We start from the raw sequence: 12,910 nt of genomic DNA, 5'->3' as shown, positions 1-12,910 counted from the left end.
ATTATTGTTTTGAGTTATTTATTATCGCATAATGAAAACGTATGAGAGTAAGAAAGTAAGGCACATTATCAGCAGGCATGCCATTAACCAGAGCAGCAGCAGAGATTAAAGCCTCTGTCTCGGTGGCTGTTTCCACTATCTCAGTAAGATTTGATATAAAATTCTTCTTGTTCAAACTACCGACTACAGCCTCTACTTGTCTTTTTCGAGTAGTTTTTGCATTCTTCGTCTCCCTCTCATAATCCAATAGAGCATTGGCAATTTCTTGGGATTTTTCCCACAATTCTTCATTGTTCAGCATAGCTACAATCCATGTTATATATGTGTTAAACTTAATTACTGTATCCTCATTATCCGCCTTTATAGAAGGGATCTTGCCTTTAGCCATCACCTCTCTTAGACCTTTTGGCTCCAATGCTTTTATTCCTATAAAGCCTTGCTGACAAGCCTTACCAAAGCCAAAAGCCGTTCCGAAATAGGCTTCTGCTTTTTCTCCAACAGGACCATAAAGTTTTTCATACAGCTCGTATGGTCTTCTTATTTGGGATAGCACAAAAGGTATAAACCCTATCGTGGTGTTGGTTTGCCCTACATTGTAGATGCATCCCAGCATCTGAGGTTTTTTATTCTTCTTACAAATACCTAGCAGAACATTGGTCCACGATTGAGTTTGTATCTCCATTATCGGGGCTTTGGCTTCTGCCAGAGCATGAGGAGGAATTGTCTTGAACTCCTCATCGTAGTCATTGCTGTATCTGTAAGCCAACCACTGTCCATTCCAAGTATTTATCTGATTGCCTCTCAAAAAAGGAGTTCTATTCAGTAACTCTCTATAAACCGCCCATCCCTCATAAATATCCAAAAGTATGGTCTTATGGTTAAAAAGAATAGTCTGTCCTCCCTTAACGGTAACACCAAGACCACTTCCAATCCACGATAGAAAAATTTCCTCTTCTTCTACACGATCAAGATCGACACAGACCTGCCCCGATGTGGTAGAAACAAAATCCACAGACGGATACCCTATCGCAATAGAAGCATCCGGAACTCTTTCACTCACTTTTGCAAAAAATCTCTCCTTTCGTGCCTGTCTTTCTTCCGGTGTTTGGTAAGGTTTCTCTCCTTTCAACATGGGTTCCCAACTCAATTTAGGATTTTCCAAAGGAGAGTTCCCTGCCGACATCATGTACTTGTCGTGATCGAAGAATAGCGGATAATAGATCTCTTCAAAAAAAGTACAAGCATCATATTTTTTTTGATACTTCTCATTGTACGCTTCTAAAAATATCTTACCTATTACAGATGTAATCATAGCGTTATCTATAGTATTTTGAATGTTTCATAAAACTCCGGAGAGAGAAACTCCGACAATACTCCCAGCTCCTCATCGTAAGCTCTATCAGGAATTAGAAATGGTTTCATCCTGACATCCAATTGTCTGAGCTCCTTCCACCTAATGCTATTATAAGGAAGAGGTATCTCTTTGGATGCCGCTTTCAGGTACGATGTTGTGATATACTCTTCCTCATCAGCTTCTATGACACACGTTGCAGAGTCTATCTCCAACATATCCAAAAGGACCGATTTAGGATAGTGCCTCAGCTTTCTTATCTTCCAAACACCCTCCTCATATATCGTGTGCATATCTATGTTTATCGGGACAACCTCCGGATAGACAATATCTATTAGCTCTTGCAGAGCTTTCTCTTCCAAGACCTCTTCATGGGGCAGGGCTTCATAACTCCGCTTTAGTATCTCCGGATCATAGGGAAGGCTCTCCCGTTTATCTTTAGCCGGAGAGAGGACAATCACCGGTTTCTTGGGCATATTAAGAGATGTACGCTTTCGGTTTATTCTACCAAACCTCTGTATTAAAGCATCTATGGGCGCACACTCGGTAACCATCATATCAAAGCTGATATCAAGACTTACTTCCACCACTTGTGTAGAGACCACAAAGCAAGCACCGGACATCGTATTAAATTCCTCTCTAAGCCTTCGTTCCAACTCCTTTCGGTCTCCTCTCTTAAATCGGCTGTGGATAAGCATTCTCGGAATATCTCCATACTCATCCACCAGCTCCATGTAGAGATTTTGCGCTCTCTTTACCGTATTGCAGACAAACAGCACTTTCTCTCCACGTGCAAATGCAGCCTCGTACAAGGGTTTGGCTTCAGAGAGATTTTCTACTTTATGGACAACATGTCTGTTAAAGGTTGAAAGCAGTTCAGGTTCCAGCTTTACCTCATAAACTCCTCCTTTAAGAAGAGAGCGAACTGCCGTATAAAGAGAGCTTGGCATCGTTGCTGTTCCTACATGGATTCTGCATCCGAGTTCCACCAATACCTCTACTATTTTCAACACTATGGATTGAGTTACTCCGGAGTAAGTGTGTATCTCATCCAGGATCACATCGCATCCTCTTATATCAAGAGCCGTAGCTTCAAAGCCCTTAATGCCAAAAGCCAGTCCTGCAATTTGGTGTGGGGTAAGCACTTTTACGGATGCTCCAGGATGCCTCTGCAAGATTCGCTCTTGCCACTCATTGTCCTCTCCTTTCTCCAATATGGATGCCGCATGAAGCAGAGATATCTGTGCATCGGTATCGCTCAGATCGTTCGAGATTCTGTCATACATGGCATTGATAGAGGCTTGAAAAGGAAGTGTATAAAAAACTCTTCCTTTGCAACGTCTAAGAAGAAAATCTGTTTTTCCTGCTCCGGTCGGTGCTGTTACTATGGTATGAGGAGATTTATCCTCCGTCGATATTCGGGATAAAGGATAAAGTTCGCTCTCTCTTCCGTGATAAAAAGATAGATCCGGAGTAATAAAAAGTTTTTCCGCCACCTTTTCTGTTCCCTCATCAAGAGCGGAAGCCAAATGGTCTGCAGCCATAAGCAATCCCTTCCATTCCGAGTAACCTCTTTTGAGATTTTCGCAATACTCCACAGTATAGTCGTACAACTCTCTTGCTTCTTCCGGAGAGACAGATCTTTTAGGCAGTCCAAGCTCTGAAAGTATCTCCATGGCGACAGGCATCCATTCTGAAAAATCTTTCGCATGAAAGTCAAAACAGTTGCGATAATTACCATCAAGATCTATAAGTCCTTTACCTCCGACATCTCCTTCCACAGATTTATGATGAGCCACAATCATCTCTATCAGGGCATCTCTCTTGCTCTCCTCTATTATGGAAAGGAAAAATAGAGACGCTATTTCATGGCGAAACCTTATCGTTCCCGGCTCATGAAGATATCCCGGACACAAAGAACGTTGAAACAGAGGGCTGGTCTTTCCTATGTCATGCAGGATGGCTCCGAGCCTTGCACACTCAGGATCCAATCCGCAAGCATTGGCAAACACCTCCGCCATAGTAGCAACTTGCCTAAGATGTTCGGTCAAAGTAACCGTTCGATACGGCGTCTTCTGTTTTGCAAGTATATTTTGGGGAGAGCTACTCATTGAATATCAAATACGGCGTTACCGTCAATCTCAAGACTTCCATAGGACGGGCTGAGATTGTCATATCTATTGTATCCGACCATAAAAGCGGTTTCGTCCTCTTTTCCAAAACGGAGTTCAAACCCTTTCAAAGCATTAAAGTCGGACTCTTCCATCTGTTCTATCTCCGCAGAAGGCATTAGAACATCTTCATTCCGACAGAGACAAAGATGCTGTGTGGATGCTCTTCTCGCATCCTCTTCGCATTTGAAAGCCAACTTTAGGACAGGATACAGAAGAACACCTCTATTCAAAATAGACAACCCTCTAACGAAGCACTTCTCTTTTGTCTTCTTCTCCCAACCACGAGTCTGCACTTTCTCTTGCTGTACCGATATATCGGAATAGGATAGTTTATATCTCACGATTTTCTCGATTCCTTTGCTTCCCAACAGCTCCGGAAAGAGTTTCTTCTCTATCCCTTCAAGTGTGGAAGGTGAGAGAAACTGCTGACTATATGTAAGTCCATCACGTACTGCAGACCATGGTTTTATAAAACCGAAAGGTCCTGAATAGGTTACTACATAATATACCATAGCTCTATCCTCTCTCTTTTACTTAATACATCCAAAACCTATACCGGTAGAGTGTCCCAAACCAACGTTCCAAAGGAACAGCTTTGACTCCGGTTTGGCTTGTATCCTGACCGGACACCAGTTCACTCTATTCTTTATCCCCTTATACTCCACAAGCATCACCTGCACATTCTGTTCCTGTGTTACGAACTCGGCAGTAGCCTCCTTATCTTCTATACCGGCTGCTTGAAGTTTTGTTCGGATATTGTCTGTCAGCAGAGCATTAGCCTGCTTGTCTCCGAAGAGAATGTGAGAATACGTTCCGTCAGGCTGCCTCTCTTTCAGAAAGATAGGGCTTAGGGGGAAGAATAGTTCTCTATTGGAAAGATCCGGATCTTCTATCAATACTATCTCTTGTACGACCAAGTCCTTAAACATAGAAGGATCTTTCCGAATGCCCTCTATCAGTTTGGAAAGGAAGTCGGGCAGATGAGCACTTATGGTCAGTTTGGCTCTCTCCCCTATGATAAGCCCTTTTTTCTCCTTATCTACCCGTCCGCCACTCAGACGCGAAAAGCTGAAAGGAGATGTATGCCCGTGCCATTCGTTCTCTCCCAGCCATTTGTGTATGGTTCCGACAAGCCAAGGCTGGTGGGTAAAAGGGATAAGAGTGTCGTTCCCTCGTATGTTTAATTCTATTCTCATGTTATATTGTTTGGTTTTTGAAATTTTCTTCCCTTCCAAATATAGTCAATAAACACTAATATTCCAATCTATGTTATAAAACAATAAGATGATCATAACGACGATTGTAAGATCGTTCGGTTTGCTTCACAAGAAGTTTATCCAAAAGGATAAAAGAATGTCTTAATCATTTAATAACAAAACAGATAAAGAGAATAACAGCTCGCAAAAGAGGGAAAATACAGTTTAGGAAAGAGATAAAAAGGAATGGTCTTATGATGTTTGATGATGAAAAGATGGCATAAGCGTATTTATAAATATTCTTTATCAAGAATAAAAATAGGTCTAAAAGTAAATAATTGCGGAAGTCAGGACATGGGGTATAAAAATCAAGGGTAGATTTTTGGAAATCGAGATTGGGTTTTGAGAAATCAAGGCGTGAGTTTTGGAAGTCAAGGCGTGATTTGAACTCTTTATCCCGTTTAACGAAAGATGTGAACAGGGTTATCGGAACTTCTGAACGGCTATACGGCAGGAAGAAATGCCGTGAAGAAAATATGGAGTTCGGTAGTGGCGAGTGTTGTAAGGGAAACAAAAGCGAGATTGAGAGCCGTGAGGAAGATATGGGATTCGGTAGAGGGGATGTTGTAGGATAGACAAAAGCAGGAAGCAATGCCATGAGGAAGATATGGGATTCGGTGGTAGGGAGTGTTGCAGGATAGACAAAAGCAAGAAGAAGTGCCGTAGGAAAATGCAGGAAGAGATACGGAGAAAAAATAGTATCTTTACGATCACGTGTTTATGGACACAAAAGATTTAGTAAACCCTTATAAACCCTTCTATTTATGACGAATACAAGAGCCGACTATGCGTCTATTCTTCAGCACTTTCCTATCGAAGGAGAGGTTGTGGAAGTGGTGCCCGTAGGTAACGGACACATCAATGACACTCTCGGAGTGAGGATGTCCGATGGAGAGTTCAAGTATATTTTACAGCGTATCAATCATCTGATCTTTACGGATGTGGAGACGCTTCAGAACAATATCTTTGCAGTTACGGAGCATATCCGCAAGAAACTGTCGGAGCGAGGAGAGAAAGATTTGGACAGAAAGGTGCTGACATTTTTCCGTACCAAAGATGGCAAAAACTATCATTTCGATGGCGAGAGCTACTGGCGCGTGTGCCTCTTTATTCCGAACAGCGTGAGCTACGAGGCTGTTACTCCGGAGCTTTCCTACGAAGCAGGTAAAGCGTTCGGCGAGTTCCAGGCGATGCTTGCGGATATTCCTGCCGGAGTGTTGGGCGATACCATTCCAAACTTCCACAACATGACGTTTCGCCTCGGTCAGCTAAGGGATGCGGTGAAAGAGGATAAAGCGGGCAGACTGTCGGAGGTACAGTGGTTAGTGGATGAGCTTGAAAGCCGTGCCGAAAAGATGTGCATTCAAGAGAGACTGTATGAGGAGGGTAAGCTCACGATGCGTACGAACCATTGCGACACGAAGGTGAACAATATCCTTTTCGATAAGAATGAAAAGAAGGTGCTCTGCGTGGTGGATCTCGATACGGTTATGCCGGGATTTGTTCTTTCCGATATAGGCGACTTCATCCGTACAGCAGTGAATACAGGCAGAGAGGATGAGCCGGAGCTTGAGAAGATCGGCGTCAATATGCCTATATTCGAGGCTTACACTCGTGGATATATGGAGAGTGCGCAGGCATTTCTAACGCCTCAGGAGATCCGCCTGCTCCCTTATGGCGGAAGACTGCTTACTTATATGCAGACCGTGCGCTTCTTGACAGACTATATCAATGGTGATACTTACTACAAGATAGAGAGTCCGAAGCATAATCTGCAACGCTCTTTGGCTCAGTTTGAGTTTTTCAAAAGGCTGGAAGAGAAGGCAGAAGAGATGGATGCTTTCATGGCTCAATGGCTGTAATAGAGCGGACAGATCCTCTTTTTGAGACCTTTTCAAAGGTATCTTTTTATCTGTCCCGACAATAAAAAAACCGATTCGACCAAAATCGAATCGGTTTTTTATATATCCTTAAAAGATTGTTCCTAAGAAAGAACCAGCTCGATCTCCTGTTGTCAGAAGAGAGAGAACTTCACATAACGCTTGGGATTTGCCTTGATGTCCACAAGAAGACTGTCGGCAGAGAGGGTTACGCGGTTGAGCTGTTCGTAGAGTCTTTTGTCTGTGAGAAGTAGTCCGAGTGTATTGTCGGGCTGTTGAAGTCTCCGGGTAAGCTGATGAAGCTGCTCTACGGTACGTTGAAGCTCTGCATAAGTAGCGGCATAGTCGAGGCTGTCGAGCTTGGATGTTATGCCGGCTATGGAGGCTGCTCCGGCTCTGAAATCGGTCATCATTCCGGGCAGATGCTTGTCTATGGAGAGCCTGAGCGTGCGTACGGTTTGGTTCAGGTTGATAGAGGTGGCATGTATTTCACCAAGTGTTTCGGGAATATTCCCGTTGTCAATAATGGTATGAATACCCATGAGAAGAGTATCTATCCTGTTGATCGTCCCTGCCAACTTAGGAAGAAGCTCGTCGGTAAACTGAGAAAGAATATCCGTTGTGGCTTTACTGTTCAGCCTCTCACCCGGTTGATGAAAATCGGTAGTACCGGTGCGAACAATCACCAGCTCGGCTCCACTTAAAGGGTTACCCTTGACTATGACGTAGCTGCTCTTGGGTATCTTCAGATTTTTATCTATGGACATTTCGACCTTTGTACCTGTGAAGTCTTTGTAGTCGTACTCCACAGCCGTAACCAAGCCTACCCGGTATCCGTCTATGAGGATGGGAGTGGATACGGTAACGTCTTTGGCATTTTGCAAACTGGTATAGTACACGTATTCCCGACTGAATATATTCAGTCCCTTTAAGAAGTTGAGTCCAAAATAGAGAATGACCAATGCAATGAGTCCTACAATTCCGATTCTTAACAACTGCGACTTCTTGTTGAGTGTTTCCATACAGTTTTGCTTAATATAAATACAACGATAATTCTAATCTACCCTTTTATCTCCGACAAAGGTAACGATAAAACAGCCATTAAAAACTTTCTTCAGCTTCTTTTGTTGCTCCAAAGCCTCTTTTTGAGAGGCAAAGTCGTAAAGAGTATATTTGTATTGGTCGCCATCCCGATAACATTTGAGATGCTGTCCATACCCTTTGAAGCGAGCATCTGACGGATCTATCTTTTTGGAATGAGTAAGGATCTGAATGCGGTATCTCTTCTCCCCTTCCGGAGCGGATGCTTTCTGTGTTTCTGCGTGAACAGATGTTTTGGTAGAAGCATTCACCTCTTCCGCAGGCGGCTGTGGTGCAGACTGCGCAGACTGAGCGGAAAGCTTTTTATCTAAATCCTGCTTATACTTGATCACCGCAGAGGATATGGAACGAGCCATTTCGTCTATACCGGCTGAGGAGTTCATGTAGCTCTCTTCTTGCCGATCGGATATAAATCCTAACTCTATAAGGATGCTCGGCATGGATGTACGGCGCAAAACCAGAAAGATATTCTGCTTAACCCCTCTATTTACCCTACGTCCTCCAACAACCAAATTCTTCTGCACGTTCTGAGCCAACTTTATGGAGCTTTCCATATTCTTATTCTGCATGAACTCGAACATGATATAGCTCTCCGTGGAGTTGGGATCGAAACCTTCATATTTTGTCTTGTAGTCATCCTCTTTGAGGATAACGGAGTTTTCTTTCATTGCTACACGAAGATTCTCTTCCGAGCGAGCGAGACCGAGAGTATAAGTTTCTATTCCTCGTGCCGACTTGGACTTTACGGAGTTGGCATGTATAGAGACAAAAAGGTCGGCATGGTTACGATTGGCATAGTCTGCCCTCTCGTTGAGACCGATAAATACATCGGTGGAGCGAGTCATCAAAACAGCGATGCCGGGATCCTGCTTACGTAGAAGCTCTCTTACTTTTAGTCCTACTTTGAGAACAATATCTTTCTCCTTGCTAATGGTTCCCAATGCTCCGGCATCCTTGCCTCCGTGCCCGGGATCTATGACCACGACAAACTTCCCTTTGCTATTCCGAGCAGAAACAGAAGAGGAGAAAAAAGGAAAGAGAAAAGAGAGAAAAAGTGCAAGTAAAGTAGATCTGGTCATAACGTTATTCGTTTACTTCCATTCTATACGGAGCTATTCCGGTCTCTTCATAGTATGCCAACAGGGCTTCCTGATCGTCCGAAATGAGCAGGATATGGTCTTCCACTTGGAGTTCGGTAGTTCCGCTTGGTATAAAATAGTGTCCTCCACGCAATACCATCACTGCAAGTGTATGGCGTGGAAGGGGTATATCTGTGAGAGTGTTGCCATAAGCCAACATCTCTTGCGTAACAATAATCTCGCTTAGTGCACTCTTGATCTCTTCGGGAAGCTCTACATCAAATACTCGTTTCTGCACCGGTTCATCCACCAAATCGAGCTTTTCTGCCATCCATGTAGCGGTAGAGCCTTGTATAATGAGGGAAAGCAGAGTAATGAAGAAGACCACATTGAAGATAGTAGTGGCATTAGGAACTTCTGCAACCAAGGGATAGGTGGCAAAGATGATGGGGACAGCACCACGAAGACCCATCCATGAGACATACAGCCTTGCCTTATTACTCAAAGAGCTTCTTATGGGTAAGAGGGTCAAAAATGTAGCAATAGGACGCCCAAGAAATATTAGGAACAGAGCAATGAGTATCGCCGGGATGGCAACGTGGAAGAGTTCGGAAGGAACGACCAACAGCCCCAACGTAAGGAACATAATAAGCTGCCAAAGCCATGCGAAACCATCAAAAAATCCTTTGACAGACTTCTGAAACTTGAGTTTAGAGTTTCCTACGATGAGCCCTCCGATATAAACAGCCAGATATCCATTGCCCTTAAATGCGTATGCAGAAGCAAAGATCAGCCCCGAAAATGCCAATAACAAAATGGGATATAGAGAAGGATTGGGGAGATTGATCCTATTGACCATCCAAACGGCTATCTTTCCCATTCCCCAACCGACAAAAGCACCAATGATAAACTGTCTGAAAAAGTCAAACACTGCTTCAAAAGTACTTATATCGCCTAACGAAGCCAGCTGAATAAGTATCACTGTAAGCATATATGCCATAGGGTCATTGCTTCCACTCTCCAACTCCAGTGTGGGACGGAGATTCTGTTTCAGCGTAATCTCTTTCGTCCTCAAGATAGAGAATACAGAAGCAGAATCCGTAGAGGACATTACCGCAGCACAAAGCAAAGATTGTACATAGGTAAGATGGATGGGCATGAACTCAAGCTGAAAGAGATAGTATATGAACGTTCCTGTAAGCAGAGTTGTAAGCAAGACCCCAACCGTAGCCAGAGATATTCCTTCTTTCAGACGAGGCTTTACATCCTTGAAGTTGGTATCCATACCTCCTGAAAAAAGGATTACCGTTAAAGCCATCACTCCAACGAACTGTGCTATCTTGGTGTCGTTAAAACTGATCCCGAGTCCTTCCTCTCCTGCCAACATACCAACTCCTAAAAAGAGAAGCAGTACAGGTACGCCCAGCTTGAAGCCGGCTCGACTAAGAATGAGTCCTAATATGATGAGTGAAGATCCTACGAGAAGAAAATGTTCCGGAGTAAACATGGATACGGTCTTAGATATTGTGTGTTGTAGTTTGAGTAATTATTTTAGAGATTATTCTCATCGCCGGGCTTGTACTGAGAGGAGTAGATAAGGTACTCGATTCTTCTGCATCGGGATATATCCTCTGCTCTATCTCCTTTCATTTTGTACTTGTCCAAAGGAGGTATCTTGAGCTCTTGTCCGAGAGGGACATTATTGTAATCCGATATGACAGAATAGTTCTCCATATAGATGCAGACCCAAAAGATAACATTCCCATAATGTTTCTGTGCCAATCCACTTAAAGTGGTGCCTCTTTCTACTGTCTCCACAGCAAGAGGAAGCATCTTGTCTGTCTGCTCTTCCGGTTCGGCATCTACCTTTTGAGCCTCTACCACCTCTGTTTGTGGAAGAGGAGCGGGAAGCGTTTCAGGGACTGTCTCCTTATGAGAGTTCAGATACCAAAACATAATACCTCCAAGCAAGAGAAGGAGTATGGGAATAAACAAAAAGGCAGGAGACCATTTCTTCTTGTTTTGCACAGCCGGTACAACATCAATCCCTTGTTCCGAAGAAGAGGGTGTATCTTTTTGCCCTAAAACAGAAATATCGAAACTACCGCTTTCAACCTTTTTCTCTTCCGGTATAAATTGGGGAATAGAAAAAGTTTGAACCGGTGTTTCGATATGAATATCGGATATCTTTTTGATATAAAGATCGGGGAATAAAGAGGCAGACTTTAGTATGGTTGGCTCAAAAGCCTCAAAAGGTTTTTGAAGTCGCTCGACAAAAGAGGCATCAGGGGAGAAATCAAGAGTGCTACCCTCAGAAGCATTACGCAGAGAGAGTGTACCAAATCCCTCTTGGTACGCACTTTTCCCCTCTAAAAGCAGAGACAAGAAAGAGCGAGAGTGTTCTTCCAGATCAAGGGCAAACTCTTTGCAAGAGAATGTAGAGTAAATCTCGGAAAGCAGCTGAGCCGTATGATGTTGAGAGTATGATGAGAGAAGGGACAAGTCTCTCTTCTGAAGAAAAGAGATAAGCTCTTCAGCCGGCTCGAAAACAAGAGCAATACGAGGAGGAAAAAGGTAAGGCGTATCTTCTAAAACACCGATGTACTCATCTTCGCATTTCACATAGAGAGTACCTACACCTTCCCAACAAAAAGGATTTCCATCAAGAAGCGTAGTCTGAAGCCAGTGCACCCATAAGCATATGAGGCGAGATTCGTTCCCGTATGTGTTCATGCCACAATTTCAATTTATGTTTTGTTTCGTATCTCTGCTATAAGGTCAAAACCTATAGTGTCCACAATATCAGCTTTGTAAAACTGCCCTATATCCAAAGGAACAGACAAGCATCCTTGCTTGGAGATTAGTACTTCCGGATCGACATCGGGAGAGTCAAACTCTGTACGACCGATATAATACTCTGCATCCTCTCTGTCTATAATGACCTTTTGCTGTTGTCCTACTTTCTGTTGAGCATTATCAAAAGCAATACCCTCTTGTAACTTCATTAGTTTGGATAGTCTATCCTTCTTTATCTTCAAGGGGATATCGTCTTTATAGTGCTTCCAAGAGTATGTGTCATCTTCGTGGGAGTATGCAAAAGCTCCCATTCGTTCAAATCTTTGTGCAGCGACAAAATCCAAGAGTTCTTCAAAATCCGACTCTGTCTCTCCGGGATGTCCTACCATCATTGTAGTACGGATGTGAATACCCGGAACTTCTTGCCGAATCCGACTTAGAAGAGCTTCTGTTTCTTTTCTCGAGATACCTCTTCTCATAATCTTCAACATATTGTCTGAAGCGTGTTGCAAAGCGATATCCAAGTAGTTGCAGATCTTATCCTCTGCTGCCATAACCGGCAAAATATCCAAAGGGAACTGTGTAGGATAGGCGTAGTGCAAACGTATCCACTCCAGTCTGTCTATGGTACATAGCTCTCTTAGCAAGTCTGCCAAAGCAGCTCTCTTGTAAAGATCCTTTCCATAATAAGTAAGATCTTGAGCGATGAGCTGAATTTCTTTTACACCACTATCAGTAAGAGATGTAACTTCTTTTATGATGTTATCTATACTCCTACTCTTGTGCTTACCGGTGATGAGAGGAATGGCACAATAAGAACAAGCTCTATCACACCCTTCCGAAATCTTCACATAAGCGTAATGCTGTGGTGTAGTAATCTTCCTAAGACCGGAAGCATCGACATGAAAAGCCTTGGTAAGATTTCCGACGAGGTCTTTCCAGTCGAACTTTCCATAATACGCATCGACTTCCGGGATCTCTTTTTTCAGTTCTTCCCTGTATCTTTCAGAGAGGCAACCCATGACATAAAGCTGTCCTATGGCTCCTTGTTTCTTTGCCTCTACCATTCTAAGAATAGTTTCGATAGACTCCTCCTTGGCATCTCCTATAAATCCACAAGTATTGATGACAACAATCTCTCCACAAACCCTCTCAGGATCGTGAAAAACCTGATACCCCACCGTAATAAAATGGTGCATCAACAGCTCCGAATCTACGAGATTTTTAGAACATCCCAGTGTTATGATATCTACTCTATTCTTTCTCATTCAAA

The 12,910-nt window shown here is 43.3% G+C and carries 11 protein-coding genes; 2 read left to right on the top strand and 9 right to left on the bottom strand.

The features are described from left to right. Position 1: 1 nt before the first annotated feature. From HQ39_RS06095 to cas6, 4 genes are read right to left on the bottom strand one after another with little or no spacing between them, the layout of a single operon-like run. Positions 2–1,312 carry a hypothetical protein gene (locus HQ39_RS06095; RefSeq protein WP_036864699.1) on the bottom strand — a complete coding sequence of 437 codons (1,311 nt, stop codon included), beginning with the start codon at positions 1,310–1,312 and terminating at the stop codon, positions 2–4. An 8-nt stretch (positions 1,313–1,320) separates the two neighbouring features. Next, entirely contained in the window at positions 1,321–3,462 is a 2,142-nt protein-coding gene (locus HQ39_RS06090) for a CRISPR-associated helicase/endonuclease Cas3 (protein WP_036864697.1), read from the bottom strand. Continuing rightward, positions 3,459–4,037, bottom strand: coding sequence for a hypothetical protein (locus HQ39_RS06085; RefSeq protein ID WP_036864695.1), 579 nt, complete (start codon positions 4,035–4,037; stop codon positions 3,459–3,461). Before HQ39_RS06085 ends, HQ39_RS06090 begins: the two co-directional genes overlap by 4 nt. Before the next feature lie 18 nt (positions 4,038–4,055). Further along, positions 4,056–4,721 (bottom strand): CRISPR-associated endoribonuclease Cas6, encoded by a 666-nt coding sequence (gene cas6 / locus HQ39_RS06080; protein WP_036864693.1) that lies wholly within the window; start codon positions 4,719–4,721, stop codon positions 4,056–4,058. A 473-nt stretch (positions 4,722–5,194) separates the two neighbouring features. Here cas6 and HQ39_RS09595 point away from each other — a divergent pair, with 473 nt between their 5' ends. Then, positions 5,195–5,356 carry a hypothetical protein gene (locus tag HQ39_RS09595; protein WP_160216113.1) on the top strand — a complete coding sequence of 54 codons (162 nt, stop codon included), beginning with the start codon at positions 5,195–5,197 and terminating at the stop codon, positions 5,354–5,356. Between the two features lie 189 nt (positions 5,357–5,545). Further along, entirely contained in the window at positions 5,546–6,643 is a 1,098-nt protein-coding gene (locus HQ39_RS06075) for a phosphotransferase enzyme family protein (protein WP_036864691.1), read from the top strand. 152 nt (positions 6,644–6,795) lie between these two features. On the opposite strand, the gene HQ39_RS06070 is transcribed toward HQ39_RS06075, so the two are convergent. Genes HQ39_RS06070 through rimO form a run of 5 tightly spaced genes read right to left on the bottom strand, consistent with a single transcriptional unit; the run spans position 6,796 to position 12,905 of the window. Then, positions 6,796–7,683: an MlaD family protein gene (locus HQ39_RS06070; RefSeq protein WP_036790422.1), complete on the bottom strand. Its 888-nt coding sequence runs from the start codon at positions 7,681–7,683 to the stop codon at positions 6,796–6,798. A gap of 33 nt (positions 7,684–7,716) precedes the next feature. After that, positions 7,717–8,841 carry an N-acetylmuramoyl-L-alanine amidase gene (locus HQ39_RS06065; protein WP_036864688.1) on the bottom strand — a complete coding sequence of 375 codons (1,125 nt, stop codon included), beginning with the start codon at positions 8,839–8,841 and terminating at the stop codon, positions 7,717–7,719. A 4-nt stretch (positions 8,842–8,845) separates the two neighbouring features. Further along, positions 8,846–10,348: a potassium/proton antiporter gene (locus HQ39_RS06060; protein WP_036790428.1), complete on the bottom strand. Its 1,503-nt coding sequence runs from the start codon at positions 10,346–10,348 to the stop codon at positions 8,846–8,848. A 44-nt stretch (positions 10,349–10,392) separates the two neighbouring features. Then, on the bottom strand, positions 10,393–11,574 hold the full coding sequence (locus tag HQ39_RS06055; protein WP_036864685.1) for a LysM peptidoglycan-binding domain-containing protein: 1,182 nt from the start codon (positions 11,572–11,574) through the stop codon (positions 10,393–10,395). Between the two features lie 14 nt (positions 11,575–11,588). Beyond that, positions 11,589–12,905, bottom strand: a complete 1,317-nt coding sequence (gene rimO / locus HQ39_RS06050) for a 30S ribosomal protein S12 methylthiotransferase RimO (RefSeq protein ID WP_036864682.1) — start codon at positions 12,903–12,905, stop codon at positions 11,589–11,591. Positions 12,906–12,910: the final 5 nt, after the last annotated feature.

The organism is Porphyromonas sp. COT-108 OH2963, assembly GCF_000768895.1.
Taxonomy (GTDB): Bacteria; Bacteroidota; Bacteroidia; order Bacteroidales; family Porphyromonadaceae; genus Porphyromonas_A; species Porphyromonas_A canoris.
The sequence above is the reverse complement of the archived record's forward strand: the minus strand, read 5'-3'. Positions and strand labels throughout refer to the sequence as shown.

Coding starts and splice junctions, on each gene's coding strand:
- HQ39_RS06055 (WP_036864685.1), bottom strand. CDS start 11,574: ATGAACACATACGGGAACGAATCTCGCCTCATATGCTTATGGGTGCAC.
- HQ39_RS06070 (WP_036790422.1), bottom strand. CDS start 7,683: ATGGAAACACTCAACAAGAAGTCGCAGTTGTTAAGAATCGGAATTGTA.
- cas6 (WP_036864693.1), bottom strand. CDS start 4,721: ATGAGAATAGAATTAAACATACGAGGGAACGACACTCTTATCCCTTTT.
- HQ39_RS06095 (WP_036864699.1), bottom strand. CDS start 1,312: ATGATTACATCTGTAATAGGTAAGATATTTTTAGAAGCGTACAATGAG.
- HQ39_RS06075 (WP_036864691.1), top strand. CDS start 5,546: ATGACGAATACAAGAGCCGACTATGCGTCTATTCTTCAGCACTTTCCT.
- HQ39_RS06085 (WP_036864695.1), bottom strand. CDS start 4,037: ATGGTATATTATGTAGTAACCTATTCAGGACCTTTCGGTTTTATAAAA.
- HQ39_RS06065 (WP_036864688.1), bottom strand. CDS start 8,841: ATGACCAGATCTACTTTACTTGCACTTTTTCTCTCTTTTCTCTTTCCT.
- HQ39_RS06060 (WP_036790428.1), bottom strand. CDS start 10,348: ATGTTTACTCCGGAACATTTTCTTCTCGTAGGATCTTCACTCATCATA.
- rimO (WP_036864682.1), bottom strand. CDS start 12,905: ATGAGAAAGAATAGAGTAGATATCATAACACTGGGATGTTCTAAAAAT.
- HQ39_RS06090 (WP_036864697.1), bottom strand. CDS start 3,462: ATGAGTAGCTCTCCCCAAAATATACTTGCAAAACAGAAGACGCCGTAT.